Genomic DNA, 21,815 nt, shown 5'->3' with positions numbered 1-21,815 from the left:
ATGCCGGTCAGCCCCGTCTCGCCTTTCGGTCGCCGGCCGACCCGACCGGGCCCGACTCCCCCGCCGCCCCGGCCGCCCGCAGCTCGGCGGCGGCCACGAGGAGACAGACCGTGCCGAGGACGCCCGTGCCCGCGACGACCACGTGCACGGGGGCGAACTCGGCCGCGATCCCGGCCCCCGCCATGCCGATGCCCTGGACGGTCATCATGCCCGCGCTCATCAGGGTCATGGCCCGCCCCCGCTGCTCCTCGGGGACGGCGGCGACGAACCAGGCGTCGAGACCGAGCGTGTACGCGCCGGTGGCGCCCGCCAGGAAGAGCGCGACGGCCGCCAGGGCGACGCCGGGCTCGGGGACGTACAGGAGGTAGGGCAGCACCCCGGTGACGGCGAGCGGCAGCACGATCCGGGAGCGGGTCGCGGCGGAGAGGAACGATCCGGCGAACAGCTCGCCCGCGATGGTGCCGACGGGCAGCGCGCACATGAGGAGCCCCAGGGCGGCGGTGGAGACCCCGATCTCGTCGGCGTAGGGGGCGGCGAGCGCCTCGGGGACGACGGCGAAGAGCGGCGGCATCCAGAACATCAGCATCAGGGCCCGCACCCGCCGGTTCCGCAGCACCGCCCAGGTGCCGGCGAGCCCGCTGTCCGCGGACCCGGACGCCCGGGCGGGGCGGCGGACGGTGCCGAGCCGGAGCAGCAGCGCGGAGACGAGGAAGGTGGTGGCGGTGACGGCGAGGGCGCCGCGCGGCGGGACGACGGTGAGCAGCACGCCGCCGACGGCGAAGCCGGTGAGGAGGGCGCTCTGGGAGACGATCCGCAGCAGGGAGCGGCCGAGGACGAAGAGGTCGCCCTCGCCGAGGATGTCGGCGAGGGTCGCCATGCGGGTGCCGTTGAAGACGGGCGAGACGACGGCGATGGCGCAGCGCAGTGCGAGCAGGACGGCGACGGGGGTGGCGGGGACGACCATGAGCGCGACGCAGCCGGCGCAGAAGAGGTCGCAGACCACGAGGATCCGGCGGGGCGGGAGCCGGTCGGTGAGCCCGGCGAGCAGGGTGCCGCCGACGAGGTAGGGGAGGAAGCCGAGGGCGAAGGTGAGGGAGGAGAGCAATGGGGAGCGGGTGAGGTCGTAGACGAGCACGGTGAGCGCGAGCTCGCTGACGACGACCCCGAGCAGGGAGAAGAGATGCGCCACGAAGACGACCCGGAACTCCCGCACCCGGAAGACGGCCCGGTAACCGGGTCCGGCGGGGGCGGACACGGGGTCGGCCTGCGCGGGGCCGGCGGACACCGGACCGGGCGGGGGCGGAGGCAGGGGCGCGGCGGCGGTCGGCTCCGGTCCGGTTCCGGGCGGCGCGGTGGTGGGGTCGTCGTGCTTCGGCATGTCCCGCAGCGTGCCGTCGGAGCCCCGGCCCGCCCTAGACTTTCGGGTCCAGACGAATCTTCCGGACGAAGGCGGGGGCGACCATGCCGTACCACCTGCGTTTCGGGGAGGCGGACACCCTGCGGATCCGGTTCGCGATCTCCCCGCTCTGGGAGACCCACTCCGCCGTGCGGGTCCTCGCCCGGCCCGGCAAGCAGGGCTACCACCTGCCGTGGATGCGGCGGATCGCGTCCGCCGCGCGGGAGCTCGACCTCGGGCCGCTGCATCTGCTGATGCCGTTGCACGGGCACAGCCCGGACTTCCTCTATCCGCCGCCGCTGGGGCCCGCCGCCGCGTTCGAGGACGAGATCGCCGCGGTACGGGAGACCGATCCGGCGCTCGCCCTCGACGACTTCGAGCGGGCGCTCGCGGACACCCCGGGGGCGGCCGCGACGGCCGAGGGGCGGCGGCTGCTCGCGGATCCCGCCGGGGCGGTGGGGCGGCTCGCCGATCTGCTCCAGGCCGCGTGGGAGGCGCTGATCGCGCCCGAGTGGCCCCGGCTGCGGGCGCTCCTGGAGGCCGACGTGGCGTACCACTCGCGGCGGCTCGCGGACGGTGGCCTCGAACGGCTCCTCGCCGAGCTGCACCCGGCCTTCGACTGGGCCGCGGAGACCTCCACGCTGAGGGTCGACTCCTACCGCGGTGAGCATGTGCGTCCGCTGGAGGGGCGGGGGCTCGTCCTGATGCCGTCGGTGTTCACCTGGCCGGACGTGGTGAGCGGTTTCGATCCGCCGTGGCAGCCGACGGTCGTGTACCCGGCGCGCGGGATCGGCGGGCTGTGGGCGGAGCCCCGGGACCGTACGCCGGAGGCGCTCGCCCGGCTCCTCGGCCGGGCGCGGGCGGACGTGCTGTGCGCCCTGGACGAGCCGGCCGGGACGACGGCGCTCGCGCACCGGCTGGGCCTGGCCCCGTCCTCGGTCTCCTCGCATCTGTCGGTGCTGCGGGACGCGGGGCTGTTGACCTCCCGGCGGTACGGCCACCAGGTGCTGTACGAGCGGACGCCGCTGGGGATCGCGGTGTCGCAGCCCGGAACCGACTGACCGTCATGCCAGGATGGCCCCGCTTCGTCCCCGTACGCGCCGTGCCCGCCGTACCCGACCCTGGGGGCCGGATGTCCCGCCGCACCGCCACCGTCGCCGCCCTGTCCCTGACCCTCGTCTCCGCGCTGCTCCTGGCCGGCTGCGGCGAGGACGCGCCCCCGAAGGGCCCCGTCGGGCCGCCGTCCACGCGCGGCGAGAGCGCGTCCCCGGCCGGCGGCTCGCCGTTCTGGGTCGACCCGGAGAGCGACGCGGCCCGGCAGGTGCGTCAGTACGAGGCGCAGGGCAGGACCGAGGACGCCCGGGTCCTCAAGCGGATCGCGGACCGGCCGGTCGCGGACTGGCCGGCCGGGGACGATCCCGTGCCGGAGATCACCCGCGCGGCGCGGGGAGCGGCGGCGGAGAACCGTACGGCCGTGTTCGTCGCGTACAACATCCCGCACCGCGACTGCGGCATGTACTCGGCGGGCGGCTCGCACGACGCGGAGGCGTACCGGACCTGGATCGACTCCTTCGCCACCGCGCTCGGGGAGGCCTCGGCGATCGTCGTCCTGGAGCCGGACGCGGTGCCGCACATCGTGGACGGCTGCACCCCGGCCCAGTACCACCACGAGCGGTACCAGCTGCTCGCCGAGGCCATCGAGCGGCTCAAGCGGCAGCCCCGGACGCGGGTCTATCTGGACGCCGGCAACCCGGCGTGGATCGACGATCCGGGCAAGCTGGTGGAGCCGCTGCGCCGGGCGGGGGTGGCCCGCGCGGACGGCTTCTCGCTGAACGTCTCCAACTTCCAGACGAACGACGCCGTGCGGCGCTTCGGCGCGACGCTGTCGGGGCTGCTCGGCGGCGCCCACTTCACCGTGGACACCAGCCGGAACGGCGACGGCCCGCTCCCGGGCGACCGGGCGGAGGCCTGGTGCAATCCGCCGGGCCGTGCCCTCGGCGTACCGCCGACGGACCGGACCGGGGACGACCTGGTCGACGCGTATCTGTGGGTCAAGCGCCCCGGCGACTCGGACGGCCCGTGCCGGGGCGGCCCGGCCGCCGGTACGTGGTGGCCGGACTACGCCCTGGGCCTGGCGCGCAGGGCGAAGTCGTAGGCCGCCGGGGAAGCGGACTCAGCCCACCTGGATCCACTTCGCCTCGGACGGGATGCCGTCCACGTCGGTGACGAAGAGCATGTACCAGCCGGGCGGTACGAGGGTCCGGTCCTCCGGTACGTCGACGGTGACCGTCGTCCCGTTCTGGCTCCTCGTCAGGCCGAGCTCCACCGAGCGCTGTTCGACGTCGGTGGTGTGGGTGACGGCGCTGGGCCGCATGAGCCGGGCCTTGACGATCCGGCCCGCGTCCCTGGTCTTGAAGGTGGCGCGGCCGTTCTGGTCGAGTTCCTGCGGCCCCTCCCCCAGGACGGGCCGGTCGGCGCCGGCCCTGTGGAGGTAGGGCGGGGTGAAGACCTCGACGCGCTGCTCGAAGGTGCCGAGCCGGGTGTTGTCCTTGTCGTCGAAGAGCGGGTCGGAGCCGAAGGTGGCGACCCGGCCGTCGGGCAGCAGCAGCGCCTCGGAGTGGTAGTTGCGGCCGACGGTGGGTGCGGCGGCCGCGGTGAAGGCATTGCTCCTCGGGTCGTAGAACTGCGCCTTGAGGATGTCGCTGCCGCCGCGGCCCCGGTAGTCCCTGGAGCCGCCGGTGGTGAGGACGGTGTCGTCGGGCAGCAGGACGCTGCTGAGGTAGCGGGTGCCCTGCGGGAGCGCCGGCCCGTCGGTGAAGACGGGGCCGTCCTCCGACACGTCGATGATCGAGGTGCGGGCGGTCGATCTGGCCGACTCGCCGACCCCGCCGCCGCCGAGGACCATGACCTTCTGGTGCTGGGCGGGGGGCAGGAGCAGGGAGGCGGACGTCTCCAGCTGGTCGGGGTCGGTGAGCCCGCCGAGCTTGGTGAAGGAGTTCTTCCTCAGGTCCCACAGGCCCGGTTCGCGGCCCTTCTCCGCGGGGCCGTAGCCGGCGTTGGAGCCGGTGTAGAGGAGCTTGCCGCCCTGGGTGAGGAAGAGGGACGGGTAGGTGGGGAAGTAGCGGAAGGGGCCCTTGGACCACTTCTTGGTCGCGGGGTCGTAGATCTCGTTGTCGCCGGGGACGACGTCGCCGACGTCGTTGAGTCCGGAGACGGCGAGGACCTTGCCGTCCTGGAGGGTGACGAGGGTGGGGTACCAGCGGGCGTCCTTCATGGGGGCGACCGGGATGTACCTCTCGGCCTTCGGGTCGAACTCGTAGGCGCCCTTGATGCCCTGGAAGTCCTGCTTCTCGGTGGTGAGCTTCTGCGCGAGGCCGTAGACGTCGTCGGCGGCGTCGCCCTTGAGCCCGACGACCTCGTACTGCGCGGCCTCGGTGGTGAGGGCCTGCGGGCCCTCCTCGCGGGCCTCGACGAAGACCCGGGCCTCGGAGGCGGTGACCTTGGTCTTCCACGGCTTCATCTGGCCGCTCGCGAAGTACGAGATCTCGAACGCGCGGGTGGCCTTGGGGACGGTGACGTCGGACGTGGAGACGTACTCGACCCCGGAAGGCGAGCGGAAGACGGTGCCCTTCTTGAGGGTGACCGCCTTGTCGGGGCTCTCGTTCTTGACCCGCATGCCGCCGCCGGCCCTCTTGACCTCGCCGTCGAGGATCTCGTACCGCGCGGTGCCGCCGGCGACGAGCAGCCGGCCGTCGGGGAGCTGGGTGTGGCCGGAGCAGAAGAAGTCCACGGGGGTGGGGATCTTCTTGAAGGTGTTCTTGACGGGGTCCCAGAGGACGGTCTCGAAGGTCCCCGCGTCGAAGTTCTTCTGGCTGTTGCCGGAGCCGGCGATCAGCAGCACCTTGCCGGTGTGCAGCAGAGCCGCGTGGATGGCGTTGATCCGGTACTCGCCTGGGACCGCGACCTCGGTCCAGGAGCCGAACCGCCGCTGGTAGCCGGGCTGGGCGATCTTGTACGCGTGGTACTTCTCCTCGGCGAAGGAGACGGCGGCAGGGGCGTTGAGCGCCGCGAGGATCAGTACCGCCGCGCTGCCGAGAAGGGTCTTCCTGAACTTCTTCGACGGCCGGTGGGCCATGGCTCAGTTCCCTCCGCTCGTCGTGGGGGCGGGGCTGCCGGGGGCGGCCGGCTGCGGCGGGGCGGCCGCCGTGACGACCTCGACCCCTTCGCGGGCGGCCGCCGTGCCGCGGGCCCGGACACGGGCGCGGGCCTCGGCGCGGACGCGGCGCGCGCGCCGTTCCCCGAGGGCCGTGAAGGCCCGGAGGGTGACCGGCGCGAGCGCGATGAGCAGGGCGAGGACCGCCCAGGTGCGCATGGCCGCGTGGGTGTGCCCGAAGGGGACGGAGGCGGCGAGCGAGGCGACGAGGACCGCCGCCCAGGCGAGATGGATACGGAAGGTCAGGATCCGGTCAGGGCTGACCTCACCGCCCTTGGGGGTGACGACGAAGCGGCCGCGGGTGCGGAGGACCGCCGAGCCGAGGGACGCGAGGTAGATCGGGGCGGAGAGCGCGGACATCGCCATGCCGGCGAGGCCGCCGGAGCCCTCGGGTTCGTGGGGCGAGACGTTGTGCCGCCGGTTCCAGAGGTAGAGGCCGATCTGGAGGGCGACGGCGTCGCTGTAGATCATCAGCCACACCGAGGTGGAGACCTGGGTGCCGGAGGCGCCGAACCAGAGATAGAGGACGCAGCTGAGGATGCCGAGGAGCCAGTTGACCGCGGTCATCGGGTAGTAGGCGAGCATCAGGGTGTAGTTGAGGAAGCGGCCCGGCGGGGTGCGGAAGGGCGCCTTCCAGTACTGCTTGACGATCGTCTCGTACGTGCCGCGGGACCAGCGGAGCTGCTGGGCGAAGAAGTCCGTCCAGGAGACCGGGCCCTCGCCGACGGCGAGGACGTCGGGGGTGTAGACGGAGCGCCAGTAGCGGCCGGTGCGCGGGTTCTTCCTGCGGTGCAGTTCGAAGCCGGTGGCCATGTCCTCGGTGACGGAGTCGTACAGGCCTCCGACCTGCTTGAGGGCGGAGATCCGGACGACGTTGTTCGTGCCGACGAACATGGGGGCGTGGTAGCGGTTCCCGGCGCGCTGGATGAGGGCGTGGAAGAGGAACTGCTGGGACTCGGCGGCCTTGGTGACGACGCCGGTGTAGTTGCCGTACACCTGCGGTCCGACGACGAAGGCGATGTCGGGGTCGCGGAAGTAGCCGAGCATCCGCTCCAGGAAGCCGGGGAGCGGGACGTGGTCGGTGTCGACGGAGGCGAAGTAGTCGTACGCGTCGCCGTGCATGGCGAGCCAGGCGTTGTAGTTGCCGTGTTTGGTCCGCGCCTTGTGTACGCCCTTCTCGCGGTTCCACTCGGGGACGCCGGCCCGGGTGAAGTGGCGTACGCCCAGCTCGGCGCAGAGCGCCTTGGCCTCGGCGGAGTCGCCCTCGTCGAGGAGCCACACGTCGAGGAGGCCGTCGTGCCGCAGCCGGGTGGCGCCCTCCAGGGTGCCGCGGACCATGGCGAGCGGCTCCTTGCCCGGGACGTACGTGGTGAGGAAGGCGACGCGGGTGCCCTTCTCGGCGTGCACGGGTATCGGGTCGCGGGCGACCATGGTCGCGTGGGCGATCGCCGTGACGTTCACCAGCATGAAGAAGCAGATGAGCCCGATCAACACGAGCATCACGGTGTCGAGGTGGACGAGCCGGGGGTCGCCGCCCTCGCGGACGGTCCGGTGGCTGGGCCAGACGAGATAGGCGAGCAGCAGCGCCGAGAGGGCCGGCGCGAGGGTCATCAGGAGGACGGCGCGTATCCGGTGCGGTTCCTTCGAGAGCAGGCTTCGGTACCGCACCCGGTAGGCCACCGGGTCCGGTTCCGCGAGCGGACCGGCGAGTCGGCTGTAGGTCTCGTAGTCGTAGCCTCCCGGCCCCACGGTGCCTCCAGCGGTCGTCGAACGGGTCGATACCCCAACGAAAGGGGCAAACGATCGGCGTGTCGACTGGAGTAGTCCGAGTGGGTTGGTCTAGCGCGTACGGCCGCTCTGCCGCCGGAGCGTGTACGTGACGGCCTTTCTGGCGACGGGGTTCAGCTCCTCCACGGCTGCCATCAGGGCGCCCAGCTGCTCCAGGGCAGCGAAGGCGGCCTCGGCGCCCGCCGGGTCGACGCCCTCGTACAGTTCGAGGCCGACGAAGGAGGCGCCGACCGCGCGGGCGAGCCCGGCGGGGTCGGTGAACTCGGCGAGCGGGGTCCCCGCCAGGACCCGGACGAGCACCTGCTCGATCTCGGTGATCCACAGGTCGAGACCGGCGACCGTGGCCGGCACCAGCCGGGGGTGCGCCTGCGCGCCGGCGAGCAGCTGCCCGAGGAAGGCGACATGGCCGGCCGCCCGCTCCTCCTCGTGCAGCTCGCGCCCGAAGGCGAGCAGCTCGGTGAGGCTGCCGACCGCGGCGAGCCGCTCGCGGTGCCGGGCGACCCGCTGCTCGGCGCCGTACCGGCAGGCCTCGGCGAGCAGCTCGTCGACGGACCCGAAGTGGTAGAAGACGAGGGCCTGGTTCACGCCCGCGGCGGCCGCGACGGCGCGGGCGGAGGCCTTGGTGATGCCCTGCTCGACGAGGGTCCGCAGGGCGCCCGCGAGCAGCTTCTCCCGGGTCCCCTGGCTGCGCGAGTCCTGCCCCCGGGACTCCCCCGCCCTCCGGTCCTTCACGTCCCCGCTCATGCCCGTACCTCCTCGCGCACCGGGCGCAGCCCCGCGCGCACCCCCCGGGATCGTAGGTCCATGTACTCGGCGACGAACGAACCCTCGTAACCGAAGACGGGACCGACGTACCTGTTCTCCACCCGGACGTCGACGTGGAAGCGGCCGGTGCGCTCGTCGAAGGACTCGCGCACCTCGGCCCGGCCGCCGATCAGTTCCGGGACGCGCACGTCCAGCGGGCCCTCGCGGAACCGGTGCTCGCCGGAGCGGATGAGCAGCGAGCCGTCCGGCTCGGCGGAGAGGTGCAGATCGCTGGCGAGGTGCTGGTGCGTGCCGAGGTAGTCGAGGACGCAGTCCCGCTCGGGGCTGTGGACCATGGTGGCGTCGAAGCGCCGGGGCCCGCCGGGCAGGTCGAAGGTCCGGACGAAGGTGACGGTCTCACGCCCGTACGAGTCCGCGTACGGCACGTTCTCGATGGTGAAGGGCACGTCGCGGCCGGTGCGGGGCAGCAGGATGTTCCGCAGTCCGCCGACCGCGAGGAACGGCTTCACGAGCGCCCGGCCGTGCCAGATCCGGTCCATGACACCCCGCCCGACGCAGAGCTCCCCGCTCGCGAGCCCGACGGAGAAGCGCCGCCGGAGCTCGGGGTGCAGGCGCTCGAAGGCCGCGTCCCCCATGGCCGTACGGAAGATGGAGGGCGCGGTGGAGGACACGGTCGCGGTCACAGCTGCTCCAGGGCGGCGAGGAGCCGGGGCTCCCGGGTGCGGGCGGGCGGGGTGCGCAGACAGCGCCGGGCCGCGGGGGTGCGCGGCGAGGGCGGTACGAGCACGGCGAGGGCGAGCCCGAGGACGGTGAGCGGCACGGCGGCGGGCGACACGAGCCCCAGCGGCAGCGCGGTGGCCGCCCACGGCGCGGCCACGAGCAGCGTCCGGGCGAGGAGTTCGAGCAGCCAGCGGTTCCGGGAGCGCTCCGGGGTGATGCCCCGCTCGCACCAGAGCCGCAGCCGGTCGAAGGACCAGGCGGTGGCCCAGCCCATGAGGGGCCGGAACACGAGCCGGTCGGCGAGGCGGCCGGGGCGGCCCCAGCGGGGCCGGTAGTCGTAGCCGGTGAGGAAGCGGACGCCGTCGGCCGTGGGGACGTACCTCCAGTAGCCGCTGCCCTCGGCGAGCAGCGACAGCGGGTGCGGGGAGGCGAAACGGAGGGCCGAGACCCGGTCGCCGCCGGCCCGGTGGCGCTCCCCCGCGGAGACACCGGTGCCGGCGACGACCAGGAAGGGCAGGACGCGCGTCGCGTACCGGAAGTGCCGCGGCTCGCCCTCGGCCCGCGGAAGGTACGCGATCTCCGTGAACCGCAGGTCCCACCGCTGGTGCCGGCCGGGTTCCTGCGTGCGTTCCCAGAGCGTCTCCAGGTCCGCGCGCACGCGCGTCTCGATGTAGAGACCCATCACCGTTCTCCCAGCTCATCCGGCATTTTGAGCGACCGCTCAAAACTGCCCGCGAGTGAAGGTAGCCGATTTTGAGCAGTCGCTCAACCAGCGGCCACGAAGAAGCCCCCGGCCCCTCGTCGGGGCCGGGGGCTTCCCGGGTTCGTCCGGCGGACGTCAGGCGCCGAGGTGGCGCTCCACGGTCTCGACCTTCGAGGTCAGACCGTCCGTCACGCCCGGCCGGATGTCGGCCTTCATGACGACCGAGACGCGCGGCGCGCGAGCCTCGACGGCGGCGACGGCACGCTTCACGACGTCCATCACCTCGTCCCAGTCGCCTTCGACGCTCGTGAACATCGCGTCGGTGCGGTGCGGGAGCCCGGAATCGCGGACGACCCGGACGGCGTCGGCGACGTACTCGCCGACCTCCTCCCCCACGCCCAGCGGGGTGACCGAGAACGCGACGATCACGCCTTCACCGCGCCTTCGGCGGCCGCGGCGCGGGCGCGGGAGGCGATGACCGCGTTCTCGGCCTCGCCCTTGAGCTTCCGCTCGGCGTAGAAGCCGCCCAGGGGCAGGACGGAGAGGACGAAGTAGAGGGCGGCGGTCCCGAAGCTCCACTTGGTCCGGTTCCAGGCGTCCAGCCAGAACAGGACGTAGAGGATGAACAGCACGCCGTGGATCGCACCCATGACCGGCACCGCGTTGAAGTCCGTCGTCCGCTTGAGCACCGAGCAGACCAGCAGGAGCAGGAACGAGACGGCCTCCGGCGCGGAGACGAGCCGGAGCCGGTGGAGGGAGGAAGCGGTCTTGATGTCCACGGAGGGGGTCACCTTCGTTCGATCTTGTGAACGGATGCACAAGGGCCCGTCCATTGTGCACGCCGACTTTGCTGTCTCTTTATCCGGGTCCCCAGTACCTTCAGCTGGTGGCAACGTTCCGACTCCAGGGCAGCAAGGTGCTCGCCGTCTCCATGACCGGCGACGCCGTCAAGGCGAAGAACGGCTCGATGGTCGCCTACGACGGCCAGATGGCGTTCAAGAAGATGAGCGGCGGCGGTGAGGGCCTGCGCGGCATGGTCACCCGCCGGCTCACGGGTGAGCAGATGGAGGTGATGGAGGTACGCGGCCAGGGGACCTGCTGGTTCGCCGACCGGGCCTCCGAGATCAACCTCGTCTCGCTCCACGGCGACAAGCTCTGGGTCGAGGCGAGCAATCTGCTCTGCACCGACGCGGGGCTGCGCACCGGCACCACCTTCACCGGCCTGCGCGGCGGGGCCACCGGCAACGGCCTCTTCACCACGACCGTCGAGGGCACCGGCCAGGCCGCGATCATGTCCGACGGCCCGGCGGTGGTGCTGCGGGTGACGCCGCAGTACCCGCTCCAGGTCGACCCCGGCGCGTACATCGCCCACCAGGGCAACCTCCAGCAGCACTTCCAGTCGGGTGTGACCTTCCGCACCTTCATGGGCGAGGGCGGCGGCGAGGCCTTCCAGATCCGCTTCGAGGGGGACGGCCTCGTGTACGTCCAGCCGAGCGAGCGGAACACGATCGGGGGCGACGTCTGATGCCGTTCCGCGAGATCAACTCGAAGATGGTCGAGGCGACCGTCGTCCCCGGGCAGCGGATGTTCAGCCAGCGCGGCGCGATGCTCGCGTACCGCGGCGACGTCACTTTCACGCCGAACACGGCGGGCGGTCAGGGCGGCGTGATGTCGATGATCGGCCGCCGGGTGGCCGGCGAGGCGACGCCGCTGATGACCGTCGAGGGCAACGGCACGGTGATGTTCGGGCACGGCGGTCACCACATCCAGGTGATCGGGCTGACCGGCGACACCCTGTACGTGGAGGCCGACCGGCTCCTCGCCTTCGACGGCACCCTGGAGCAGGGCACCATGTTCATGGGCTCGCAGGGCGGGGTCATGGGCATGGTCCGCGGCCAGGTGACCGGCCAGGGCCTCTTCACCACCACCCTGAAGGGCCACGGCGCGGTGGCCGTCATGGCACACGGCGGCGTCATCGAGCTGCCGATCACCCCGGGCCGCCCGGTCCATGTGGACCCGCAGGCGTACGTGGCCCACCACGGCGACGTACGGAACAAGCTCTCCACCGCGCTCGGCTGGCGCGACATGGTGGGGCGCGGCTCGGGCGAGGCGTTCCAGCTGGAGCTGAGCGGCAGCGGTGCGGTGTACGTGCAGGCCTCGGAGGAAAAGCTGTGACCGGTCCCGTGATCCACGACCCGATGACCCTGCCGTCGGACGACAACGTGAACCCGTACACCTTCTGCGTGGAGCTCAAGGGCTCCCAGTGGTTCCTGCAGAAGGGGAAGATGATCGCCTACTACGGGCGGATCGAGTTCAACGGCATCGGGCACGGGCGGCTGGACCGGCTGGTCCGGACGTCGTTCCACTCGCCGCTGCACGCGAGCGACTGGGTGGTGGCCGAGGGCAGCGGGAAGATGCTGCTGGCGGACCGGGCCTTCGACGTGAACTCGTTCGACCTGGACGAGGGCAATCTGACGATCCGTTCCGGCAATCTGCTCGCCTACCAGCCGACGCTCGCGCTGAAGCAGTCGATCGTGCCGGGCTTCGTGACGCTGATCGGCACGGGCAAGTTCGTGGCCGCGTCGAACGGCCCGGTGGTCTTCATGGAGCCGCCGATGCGGGTGGACCCGCAGGCCCTGGTCGGCTGGGCGGACTGCCCCTCGCCGTGCCATCACTACGACCACGGCTACATGACGGGCGTGATGGGCGGCGTCCGCGCGCTGACGGGCATCGGCGGCACCTCGGGCGAGGAGCACCAGTTCGAGTTCGTGGGGGCGGGGACGGTCCTCCTCCAGTCGACGGAGATCCTCATGGCGGACCGCGCGATCGGCGGCCCACCGGCCCAGCCGGGTGTACCGGGGGGCCATGGATCGCCCGGTTCCGGCCAGTCTGTGCAAGGCTCGGTACCGCGCCTTCCCGGCCAGCTCGGCGACCTCCAGCGTCGCTTCGGTCTGTGAGCGGTAGTCTGCGGAGGGTGACGTCTTCGAACGCACGCTCCCAGACTTCGTCAAGTATTCAACTTCTTAGGTAGAATCCATATATGGAGACCGAGACCGCCACCCCGTGGCTCACCGACGCCGAGCAGTGTGCGTGGCGCACATTCCTGGACGTCCAGAGGATGCTGACGTACCAGCTGGAGCGGGACCTCCAGCCCTTCGGACTGACCATGAACGACTACGAGATCCTCGTGAACCTCTCGGAGTCGGCCGAACGGCGGCTGCGCATGAGCGATCTGGCCGCGGCCACGCTCCAGTCGAAGAGCCGGCTCTCGCACCAGATCACCCGCATGGAGAACGCCGGACTCGTCCGGCGTGAGAACTGCGAGTCCGACCGCCGCGGCCTGTACGCCGTGCTGACCGACGCGGGCATGGAGACCATGCACAAGGTCGCCCCGCACCACGTCGAGTCGGTGCGCAAGCACTTCATCGACCAGATCGGCCCGGACGCGCTCGGCGATCTGCGCGATTCCCTGAAGCCGGTCGCGGACCAGCTGCGCGGCCGGCGCGGCAAGCCGTAGCGGCGGCCGCACCCGGCGGACCTGACGAAGTAGGGCCTCACCGGTCGTCCCGGTGAGGCCCTGATTCGTCCCTGGGGCGCCGTACGCCGCTCAGTTGCCCGTCAGGCTCGCGACCAGCTCGTCCGAGGCCGCGTACGGGTCGAGGTCGCCCGCCACGATCCGCTCCGCGAGCGCGTCCAGACGCCGGTCGCCGTGCAGATCGCCGATCCGCTCCCGCAGGGCCGTGACCGCGATGGTCTCGACCTCGCGCGCGGCACGGGCCCGACGGCGCTCCGCCAGGACCCCGTGCTCCTCCATCCAGGCGCGGTGCTTCTCCAGGGCCTCCACGACCTCGTCGATGCCCTCGCCGCGCGCCGCGACCGTCTTCACGATCGGCGGCCGCCAGTCGCCCGGGCCACGCGCCTCGCCCAGGCCCAGCATGTGGTTGAGCTCGCGGGCGGTGGCGTCCGCGCCGTCCCGGTCGGCCTTGTTCACCACGTACACGTCGCCGATCTCCAGGATGCCCGCCTTCGCGGCCTGGATCCCGTCGCCCATGCCCGGCGCGAGCAGCACGACCGAGGTGTCGGCCTGGGAGGCGATCTCCACCTCCGACTGCCCGACGCCCACGGTCTCCACGAGGATCACCTCGCAGCCGGCCGCGTCCAGGACGCGGATGGCCTGCGGGGCGGACCAGGCGAGGCCGCCCAGGTGACCGCGGGTCGCCATGGAGCGGATGTAGACGCCCGGGTCGGAGGCGTGCTCCGACATCCGGACCCGGTCGCCCAGGAGCGCCCCGCCGCTGAACGGCGAGGACGGGTCGACGGCCAGGACGCCGACCCGCTTGCCCGCCCGCCGGTAGGCGGAGACCAGCGCGGACGTCGACGTGGACTTGCCGACGCCGGGCGAGCCCGTCAGGCCCACCACGTACGCGCCGCCGGTGAGCGGCGCGAGCGTCGCCATGACCTCGCGCAGCTGCGGGGACGCCCCCTCCACGAGCGAGATCAGCCGGGCCACGGCCCGCGGCCTGCCCTCCCGTGCCTGGGTGACCAGAGCGGGGACGTCCACCATGTGCAGAGCTCCTTGCCTGACCTTGCCGAGGTGACTTACTTGCCCGCGACGCGGACGATCAGCGCGTCGCCCTGACCGCCGCCGCCGCACAGGGCGGCCGCGCCGACGCCGCCACCGCGCCGCTTGAGCTCCAGGGCCAGGTGCAGCACCACGCGGGCGCCGGACATGCCGATGGGGTGACCGAGCGCGATGGCGCCGCCGTTGACGTTCACCTTCTCGGGGGTAACGCCGAGGTCCTTCATTGACTGCACGGCGACCGCGGCGAAGGCCTCGTTGATCTCGATCAGGTCGAGATCGTCGACGGTCAGGCCCTCCTTCTTGAGGGCGTGCAGGATCGCGTTGGACGGCTGCGACTGCAGCGAGTTGTCCGGGCCCGCCACGTTGCCGTGGGCGCCGATCTCGGCGATCCACTCCAGGCCCAGCTCCTCGGCCTTGGCCTTGCTCATCACGACGACGGCGGCGGCGCCGTCGGAGATCTGCGAGGAGGTGCCGGCGGTGATGGTGCCGTCCTTGGCGAAGGCCGGGCGGAGCTTGCCGAGGGACTCGACGGTGGTCTCCGCGCGGATGCCCTCGTCCTTGGAGAAGACGACCGGCTCGCCCTTGCGCTGCGGGATCTCGACCGGGGTGATCTCGGCCTCGAAGATGCCGTTCTTCTGGGCGGCGGCGGCGCGCTGGTGCGAGAGGGCGGCGATCTCGTCCTGCTCGGGGCGCTGGATGCCCAGGCGGCTGTTGTGCTTCTCGGTGGACTCGCCCATGGCGATGTTCTCGAAGGCGTCGGTCAGACCGTCGTACGCCATGGCGTCGAGCATCTCGATGGCGCCGTACTTGAAGCCCTCGCGGGACTTCGGCAGCAGGTGCGGCGCGTTGGTCATCGACTCCTGGCCGCCGGCGACGACCACGTCGAACTCACCGGCGCGGATCAGCTGGTCGGCGAGCGCGATGGCGTCGAGACCCGACAGACACACCTTGTTGATGGTGAGCGCGGGGACGTTCATGGGGATGCCGGCCTTGACCGCGGCCTGGCGGGCGGGGATCTGGCCGGCGCCCGCCTGGAGCACCTGGCCCATGATCACGTACTGGACCTGGTCGCCGCCGATGCCGGCCCGGTCGAGCGCGGCCTTGATGGCGAAGCCGCCGAGCTCGGCGCCCGAGAAGGACTTGAGCGAGCCGAGCAGACGACCCATGGGCGTACGGGCGCCCGCGACGATCACTGAGGTGGTACCGGTCGTTCCAGACATGAGGCACGGCCCCTAGGGATGAGAAGTGAACGAGGGTTTACCGCCAATGTACTGAGCGGCGGACCGCCGGGTCACCGGCCGGTCGGTGTGACGGCGCGCACGTTGCGTAACCACCGTCACGGCGTTGCACTGGAGGCATGCTGACGCGAATCGACCACATCGGGATCGCCTGTTTCGACCTGGACAAGACTGTCGAGTTCTACCGTGCCACGTACGGTTTCGAGGTCTTCCACTCCGAGGTCAACGAGGAGCAGGGCGTCCGCGAGGCCATGCTCAAGATCAACGACACCTCGGACGGCGGAGCCTCGTACCTCCAGCTCCTGGAGCCCACCCGGGAGGACTCGGCGGTGGGCAAGTGGCTCGCCAAGAACGGCGAGGGCGTGCACCACATCGCCTTCGGCACGGCGGACGTCGACGGGGACGCCGAGGACATCCGGAGCAAGGGCGTGCGGGTCCTCTACGACCAGCCGCGGATCGGCTCCATGGGCTCCCGGATCACCTTCCTGCACCCCAAGGACTGCCACGGCGTCCTCACGGAACTGGTCACCTCGGCAGAGCCGTCTGCTGACCACTCCTCAGCGGAGCACTGACCTCCGGATTCCTGGCCCGGTAGAGTGGGCGACTCCGGGCCGGGGCCGGTCGGGGCCGCTCCGTGCGGCACCGTAGTCGGGATGTCGGGGTCGTCCGATCTGCCACGATTCCCCGGGGGTCCGTCCTCAGCCGTGAGGGGGCGGTGCTCGTTGGAGTTGCGACCAGGGTTGGGGTATCCCCTGCTCGAAGAGCTCGGGGAAGGATGGACCGCGCAGTGCGGGGCTACGAACGCCAGGAGAGCCACCGAGCTGAAGACGACCATCTCGCCAGGTTCGAAGCCGAGATGGACCGGCTGAAGACCGAGCGCGAGAAGGCCGTTCAGCACGCCGAGGACCTCGGATACCAGGTCGAGGTCTTGCGCGCCAAGCTCCACGAGGCGCGCCGCACCATCGCCTCCCGACCCGCCTACGACAGCGCGGACATCGGCTACCAGGCCGAGCAGCTGCTTCGGAACGCGCAGGCGCAGGCCGAGCAGCTCCGCCAGGACGCCGAGCGCGAGCTCCGCGACGCCCGCGCCCAGACGCAGCGCATCCTCCAGGAGCACGCCGAGCACCAGTCCCGGCTCCAGGCCGAACTGCACAACGAGGCGGTCCAGCGCCGTCAGCAGCTGGACCAGGAACTCAGCGAGCGCCGGCAGACCGTCGAGGCGCACGTCAACGAGAACGTCGCCTGGGCCGAGCAACTCCGCGCCCGTACGGAGGCCCAGGCCCGCCGGCTGATGGAGGAGTCCCGCGCGGAGGCCGAGCAGGCGCTCGCCACCGCCCGCGCCGAGGCCACCCGGCTCGCCGAGGAGACCAGCCGCCGCGTCGGCTCCGAGGCCGAGGCCGCCCGTGCCGAGGCCGAAGCGATTCTGCTGCGCGCCCGCAAGGACGCCGAGCGGCTCCTCGGCGCCGCCTCCAGCCAGGCGCAGGAAGCCACCAGCCACGCCGAGCAGCTCCGCTCGACCACCGCCGCCGAGACCGACCAGGCCCGCCGTCAGGCCACCGAGCTCTCCCGCGCCGCCGAGCAGCGCATGCAGGAGGCCGAGGAGAGGCTCCGCGTCGCGCGCGCGGAGGCCGAGAAGGCCCTCGCCGAGGCCAAGGACGCCGCCGCCAAGCAGCTCGCCACCGCCGAGTCGGTCAACGAGCAGCGCACCCGCACCGCCAAGACGGAGATCGCCCGGCTGGTCGGCGAGGCCACCAAGGACGCCGAGGCGCTCAAGGCCGAGGCCGCGGAGAAGCTGCGCGAGGCGACCGCCGAGGCGGAGAAACTCGTCGCCGAGGCCTCGGAGAAGGCCCGCACGGTGGCCGCCGAGGACTCCGCCGCCGCGCTCGCCAAGGCCGCGCGCAACGCCGAGGAGATCCTCACCAAGGCGTCCGAGGACGCCCGGGAGACCACCCGCAAGGCCTCCGAGGAGGCCGAGCGCATCCGCCGCGAGACCGAGGCGGAGATCGACCGGCTGCGCTCCCAGGCCGAGGAGCAGGCGGACGAGCTGCTCGGTTCGGCGAAGGACGACACCAAGGAGTACCGCGCCAAGACCGTCGAGCTGCAGGAGGAGGCCCGCCGGCTGCGCGGCGAGGCCGAGCAGCTGCGCGCCGAGGCCATCGCGGAGGGCGAGCGGATCCGCGGCGAGGCCCGCCGCGAGGCCGTCCAGCAGATCGAGGAGGCGGCCAGCAGCGCCGAGGAGCTCCTCACCAAGGCCCGTACCGACGCCGACGAGATGCGGACGAAGGCCGGCGCCGAGAGCGAGCGGGTCAAGTCCGAGGCCATGGAGCGCGCCCAGACGCTCCGGACGCAGGCCGAGGAGACCCTGGAACGGACCCGCGCCGAGGCCGAGCGGCTGCGCGCCGAGGCCGAGGAGCAGGCCGAGGCGGTGAAGGCGGCGGCCGAGGAGGCCGCGGCCGGGCTGCGCGCCGACGCCGAGCGGGCCGCCGAGGCCCGCCGCGCCGAGGCCGCCGAGGAGCTGACCCGGCTGCACACCGACGCCGAGGCGAAGGTCGTGGCGGCCGGGGAGGAGCTCACCGACGCGCGTGCCGAGGGCGAGCTGATCCGGCGCGAGGCCGCCGAGGAGACCGAGCGGCTGCGGACCGAGGCCGCCGAGCGCATCCGTACGCTCCAGGAGCAGGCCGAGCAGGAGGCCGAACGGCTGCGCGCCGAGGCCGCGTCGGACGCGTCCACCACCCGTACCGAGGCGGAGAACGCCGCCGGACGGCTCCGCAAGGAGGCGGCCGAGGAGGCCGAGCGGCTGCGCTCGGAGGCCCAGGAGACCGCCGACCGGGTACGGGCCGAGGCCGCCGCCGCCGCCGAGCGGGTGGCCACCGAGGCCGCCGAGGCGCTGGCCGCCGCGCAGGAGGAGGCCGTCCGGCGTCGCCGGGAGGCCGAGGAGACGCTCGAGTCGGCCCGTTCCGAGGCCGGCCGGGAGCGCGAGCACGCCCGCGAGCAGTCCGAGGAGCTGCTCGCCGCGGCCCGCAAGCGCGTCGAGGACGCGCAGGTCGAGGCGCAGCGCCTGGTCGAGGAGGCGGACGCGCGGGCGACCGAGATGGTCACCGCGGCCTCGCGCGCCGCCCAGGAGGTACGGGACTCGGTGGCGGGTCTGCGCGAGCAGGCCGAGGAGGAGATCGCCGGGCTGCGCAGCGCCGCCGAGCACGCGGCCGAGCGGACGCGTTCCGAGGCGCAGGAGGAGGCGGACCGGGTCCGCGCCGACGCGTACGAGGAGCGGGAGCGGGCGTCCGAGGACGCCGCCCGCACGCGGACGCGTGCGCAGGAGGAGACGGACGCCGCGAAGGCGCTCGCCGAGCGGACGGTCGCCGACGCGATCTCCGAGTCGGAGAAGCTGCGGGCGGACACCGCCGAGTACGCGCAGCGGGTACGCACCGAGGTGACGGATTCGCTCGCCGCGTCCGAGCAGGACGCGGCCCGCACCCGGGCCGACGCCCGCGAGGACGCGAACCGGATCCGTTCGGAGGCCGCCGAGCGCGCCGAGTCGGTCGTCGGCGAGGCCCGTGCGGAGGCGGACCGGATCGCCGCCGAGGCGGAGCAGGTCCTGGACGAGGCCCGTCAGGCGGCGGACAAGCGTCGCGGCGACGCGGCCGAGCAGGCCGACGCGCTCCTCGCGGAAGCCACCTCGGAGGCCGAGCGGCTCACCCGCGAGACGGCCGCCGAGGCCGAACGGCTCACCGCCGAGGCGGTCGAGCTCATGGAGACCACCGAGCAGGACGCCCGACGCCTCCGCACCGAGGCCGAACAGGTCAAGGCCGACGGAGAGGCGCACGCGGAGGCGCTGCGGGCGGCCGCGGTCGCCGACGCCGAGCGGGTCCTCGACGAGGCCCGCAAGGCCGCCGACAAGCGCCGCAGCGACGCCGCCGAGCAGGCCGACGCGCTCCTCGCGGAAGCCACCTCGGAGGCCGAGCGGCTCACCCGCGAGACGGCCGCCGAGGCCGAACGGCTCACCGCCGAGGCGGTCGAGCTCATGGAGACCACCGAGCAGGACGCCCGACGCCTCCGCACCGAGGCCGAACAGGTCAAGATCGACGGGGAGGCGCACGCGCAGGCCCTGCGGACCGCCGCCCTGGCCGACGGCGAACAGGTCCTCGACGAGGCCCGCAAGGCCGCCGACAAGCGCCGCGGCGACGCCGCCGAGCAGGCCGACGCGCTCCTCGCGGAAGCCACCTCGGAGGCCGAGCGGCTCACCCGTGAGGCGACCGCCGAGGCCGAACGGCTCACCCGCGAGGCGACCGCCGAGGCCGAACGGCTCACCCGTGAGGCCGGCGAACTCGCCGATGCCGTCACGGCGGAGGCGCAGGCCGCGGCCGAGGCGACCGTGGGCTCCGCCCAGCAGGACGCCGAGCGGATCCGTACCGAGTCGGAGCGGCTCAAGGCCGAGGCCGAGGCGGCCGCCGAGCAGATGCGCTCGGAGGCCCGCGCGGAGGCGGACCGGACGCTCGACGAGGCCCGGGAGGCCGGGGCCCGGAAGCGTTCGGACGCGGCCGAGCAGGCGGACCAGCTCATCAACAAGGCCCAGGAGGAGGCACTGCGCGCCACCACCGAGGCCGAGTCGCAGGCCGACCTGATGGTCGGCGCGGCCCGCAAGGAGGCCGAGCGGATCGTCGCCGAGGCGACCGTCGAGGGCAACTCGCTGGTGGAGAAGGCCCGTACGGACGCCGACGAACTCCTGGTCGGGGCACGCGGCGACGCGACGGCCATAAGGGAGCGGGCCGAGGAGCTGCGGGGCCGGATCGAGGGCGAGATCGAGGAACTGCACGAGCGGGCGCGCCGCGAGAGCGCCGAGCAGATGAAGACTGCGGGCGAGCGGGTCGACAACCTGATGAAGGCCGCGACGGAACAGCGGGCCGAGGCCGACGCGAAGGCCAAGGAGCTGGTCTCCGAGGCGAGTTCGGAGGCGAGCAAGGTCCGGATCGCCGCGGTCCGCAAGGCCGAGGCGCTCCTCAAGGAGGCCGAGCAGAAGAAGGCCTCGCTCGTCGCGGAGGCCGAGGGCATCAAGGCCGAGGCCGAGCGGGCTCTGGCGGAGGCCCGGGCCGAGGCGGAGAAGACGATCGAGGAAGGCCAGCGCGAACTGGAGGTGCTCGTCCGGCGCCGCAAGGACATCAATGCCGAGATCTCCCGTGTCCAGGACGTACTGGAGGCGTTGGAGTCTTTCGAGACGCCGTCCGCCGGTACGAAGTCCGCGGGGGCAGTGGGTGCCAAGGCGGCCGCGTCAGCGGGGTCCACTCGTTCGAGTGGCAAGCCCCAGGACGGCTAGCCACTCAAAAGGCTGGACATTCTCCAGATCAAACGGGCATACGCTCGATGACACGCCGCTTCGGCCCCTAGGATTCCCTCTAACACCTCACCGGTCTCATTCGACAGGAAACCCATGAGCGACACATCCTCCCCCTTCGGCTTCGAGCTCGTGCGGCGCGGTTACGACCGCGGTCAGGTGGACGACCGCATTACCAAGCTCGTGTCCGACCGCGACAGCGCACTGTCCCGCATCACCTCCCTGGAGAAGCGCATCGAGGAACTCCACCTCGAGACGCAGAACGCCCAGGCGCAGGTCACCGACGCCGAGCCGTCGTACGCGGGGCTCGGCGCCCGGGTCGAGAAGATCCTCCGGCTCGCCGAGGAGGAGGCGAAGGACCTGCGTGAGGAGGCCCGTCGCGCCGCCGAGCAGCACCGCGAGCTGGCCGAGTCGGCCGCCCAGCAGGTGCGCAACGACGCGGAGTCCTTCGCGGCCGAGCGCAAGTCGAAGGCCGAGGACGAGGGCGTCCGCATCGTCGAGAAGGCGCAGGGCGAGGCCAACACGCTGCGCGCCGAGGCGCAGAAGGACGCGCAGTCGAAGCGCGAGGAGGCGGACGCCCTCTTCGAGGAGACCCGCGCCAAGGCCGCCCAGGCCGCCGCGGACTTCGAGACCAACCTGGCCAAGCGCCGCGAGCAGTCGGAGCGCGACCTGGCCTCGCGTCAGGCCAAGGCCGAGAAGCGCCTCGCCGAGATCGAGCACCGCGCCGAGCAGCTCCGTCTGGAGGCCGAGAAGCTGCGTACGGACGCGGAGCGCCGGGCCCGTCAGACGGTGGAGACCGCGCAGCGCCAGGCCGAGGACATCGTGGCCGACGCGAACGCCAAGGCCGACCGGATCCGCAGCGAATCGGAGCGCGAGCTCGCGGCGCTGACGAACCGCCGGGACTCGATCAACGCGCAGCTGACCAACGTCCGCGAGATGCTGGCGACGCTGACCGGTGCCGCGGTGGCGGCGGCCGGCTCCCCGATCGACGACGAGCGCCCGGCCGGTGTCCCGGCCCAGCAGTCCCGCTGACGCCCGTCACCCGTACGCCCGTCCCGTGTACGGCCGCCCCCCGTACGGC

Annotated in this window: 19 protein-coding genes; 9 read left to right on the top strand and 10 right to left on the bottom strand. The window is 72.6% G+C overall.

Features of this window, described 5'->3' with window-relative positions; translation table 11 throughout:
- Positions 1-7: 7 nt before the first annotated feature.
- Positions 8-1,378: an MFS transporter gene (locus ACIP8Z_RS25790; RefSeq protein ID WP_402087273.1), complete on the bottom strand. Its 1,371-nt coding sequence runs from the start codon at positions 1,376-1,378 to the stop codon at positions 8-10.
- 83 nt (positions 1,379-1,461) lie between these two features.
- Here ACIP8Z_RS25790 and ACIP8Z_RS25785 point away from each other — a divergent pair, with 83 nt between their 5' ends.
- Together ACIP8Z_RS25785 and ACIP8Z_RS25780 are read left to right on the top strand one after the other, a co-directional pair.
- Positions 1,462-2,457 carry a DUF5937 family protein gene (locus ACIP8Z_RS25785; RefSeq protein ID WP_402087270.1) on the top strand — a complete coding sequence of 332 codons (996 nt, stop codon included), beginning with the start codon at positions 1,462-1,464 and terminating at the stop codon, positions 2,455-2,457.
- Positions 2,458-2,528: 71 nt separating this feature from the next.
- Complete coding sequence (locus ACIP8Z_RS25780) at positions 2,529-3,551, top strand: glycoside hydrolase family 6 protein (protein ID WP_402087509.1); 1,023 nt, start codon at positions 2,529-2,531, stop codon at positions 3,549-3,551.
- 18 nt (positions 3,552-3,569) lie between these two features.
- Here ACIP8Z_RS25780 and ACIP8Z_RS25775 read toward each other — a convergent pair whose 3' ends face one another.
- The 7 genes from ACIP8Z_RS25775 to ACIP8Z_RS25745 all read right to left on the bottom strand — a co-directional run bounded on the left by ACIP8Z_RS25775 (position 3,570) and on the right by ACIP8Z_RS25745 (position 10,364).
- Complete coding sequence (locus tag ACIP8Z_RS25775) at positions 3,570-5,531, bottom strand: galactose oxidase-like domain-containing protein (RefSeq protein WP_402087268.1); 1,962 nt, start codon at positions 5,529-5,531, stop codon at positions 3,570-3,572.
- Positions 5,532-5,534: 3 nt separating this feature from the next.
- Entirely contained in the window at positions 5,535-7,358 is a 1,824-nt protein-coding gene (locus ACIP8Z_RS25770; protein ID WP_402087266.1) for a glycosyltransferase family 2 protein, read from the bottom strand.
- A gap of 90 nt (positions 7,359-7,448) precedes the next feature.
- Positions 7,449-8,141: a TetR family transcriptional regulator gene (locus tag ACIP8Z_RS25765; RefSeq protein ID WP_402087264.1), complete on the bottom strand. Its 693-nt coding sequence runs from the start codon at positions 8,139-8,141 to the stop codon at positions 7,449-7,451.
- Positions 8,138-8,797 (bottom strand): DUF4166 domain-containing protein, encoded by a 660-nt coding sequence (locus ACIP8Z_RS25760; protein WP_402087506.1) that lies wholly within the window; start codon positions 8,795-8,797, stop codon positions 8,138-8,140. Before ACIP8Z_RS25760 ends, ACIP8Z_RS25765 begins: the two co-directional genes overlap by 4 nt.
- 44 nt (positions 8,798-8,841) lie before the next feature.
- Entirely contained in the window at positions 8,842-9,564 is a 723-nt protein-coding gene (locus ACIP8Z_RS25755) for a hypothetical protein (RefSeq protein WP_402087261.1), read from the bottom strand.
- Positions 9,565-9,720: 156 nt separating this feature from the next.
- Positions 9,721-10,014 carry an MTH1187 family thiamine-binding protein gene (locus ACIP8Z_RS25750; RefSeq protein WP_402087258.1) on the bottom strand — a complete coding sequence of 98 codons (294 nt, stop codon included), beginning with the start codon at positions 10,012-10,014 and terminating at the stop codon, positions 9,721-9,723.
- Complete coding sequence (locus ACIP8Z_RS25745; RefSeq protein ID WP_402087256.1) at positions 10,011-10,364, bottom strand: DUF3817 domain-containing protein; 354 nt, start codon at positions 10,362-10,364, stop codon at positions 10,011-10,013. Before ACIP8Z_RS25745 ends, ACIP8Z_RS25750 begins: the two co-directional genes overlap by 4 nt.
- A 107-nt stretch (positions 10,365-10,471) precedes the next feature.
- Between ACIP8Z_RS25745 and ACIP8Z_RS25740 the strand changes: the two genes are divergently transcribed.
- From ACIP8Z_RS25740 to ACIP8Z_RS25725, 4 genes are all read left to right on the top strand, one after another.
- On the top strand, positions 10,472-11,110 hold the full coding sequence (locus ACIP8Z_RS25740) for an AIM24 family protein (protein WP_030321149.1): 639 nt from the start codon (positions 10,472-10,474) through the stop codon (positions 11,108-11,110).
- Positions 11,110-11,760: an AIM24 family protein gene (locus ACIP8Z_RS25735; RefSeq protein WP_055602106.1), complete on the top strand. Its 651-nt coding sequence runs from the start codon at positions 11,110-11,112 to the stop codon at positions 11,758-11,760. Before ACIP8Z_RS25740 ends, ACIP8Z_RS25735 begins: the two co-directional genes overlap by 1 nt.
- A gap of 23 nt (positions 11,761-11,783) precedes the next feature.
- Positions 11,784-12,542, top strand: coding sequence for an AIM24 family protein (locus ACIP8Z_RS25730; protein ID WP_266973781.1), 759 nt, complete (start codon positions 11,784-11,786; stop codon positions 12,540-12,542).
- A gap of 83 nt (positions 12,543-12,625) precedes the next feature.
- The gene (locus ACIP8Z_RS25725) at positions 12,626-13,102 is read left to right on the top strand and encodes a MarR family winged helix-turn-helix transcriptional regulator (protein ID WP_402087253.1); all 477 of its coding nucleotides are present in this window, start codon (positions 12,626-12,628) and stop codon (positions 13,100-13,102) included.
- A gap of 90 nt (positions 13,103-13,192) precedes the next feature.
- Here ACIP8Z_RS25725 and meaB read toward each other — a convergent pair whose 3' ends face one another.
- Entirely contained in the window at positions 13,193-14,149 is a 957-nt protein-coding gene (gene meaB / locus ACIP8Z_RS25720; RefSeq protein ID WP_055602103.1) for a methylmalonyl Co-A mutase-associated GTPase MeaB, read from the bottom strand.
- Between the two features lie 35 nt (positions 14,150-14,184).
- Positions 14,185-15,387 carry an acetyl-CoA C-acetyltransferase gene (locus ACIP8Z_RS25715; protein ID WP_383869395.1) on the bottom strand — a complete coding sequence of 401 codons (1,203 nt, stop codon included), beginning with the start codon at positions 15,385-15,387 and terminating at the stop codon, positions 14,185-14,187.
- A 137-nt stretch (positions 15,388-15,524) separates the two neighbouring features.
- Between ACIP8Z_RS25715 and mce the strand changes: the two genes are divergently transcribed.
- The 3 genes from mce to ACIP8Z_RS25700 all read left to right on the top strand — a co-directional run bounded on the left by mce (position 15,525) and on the right by ACIP8Z_RS25700 (position 21,766).
- Positions 15,525-15,977: a methylmalonyl-CoA epimerase gene (gene mce, locus ACIP8Z_RS25710; protein ID WP_055602101.1), complete on the top strand. Its 453-nt coding sequence runs from the start codon at positions 15,525-15,527 to the stop codon at positions 15,975-15,977.
- A 215-nt stretch (positions 15,978-16,192) separates the two neighbouring features.
- Entirely contained in the window at positions 16,193-20,716 is a 4,524-nt protein-coding gene (gene scy, locus ACIP8Z_RS25705) for a polarized growth protein Scy (RefSeq protein ID WP_402087503.1), read from the top strand.
- 114 nt (positions 20,717-20,830) lie between these two features.
- Entirely contained in the window at positions 20,831-21,766 is a 936-nt protein-coding gene (locus ACIP8Z_RS25700; protein ID WP_030321132.1) for a cellulose-binding protein, read from the top strand.
- Positions 21,767-21,815 lie beyond the last annotated feature (49 nt).

The sequence above is a fragment of the Streptomyces sp. NPDC088553 genome, from assembly GCF_044752965.1.
Classification (GTDB): Bacteria; Actinomycetota; Actinomycetes; order Streptomycetales; family Streptomycetaceae; genus Streptomyces.
This window is presented reverse-complemented; position numbering and strand designations above follow the sequence as displayed.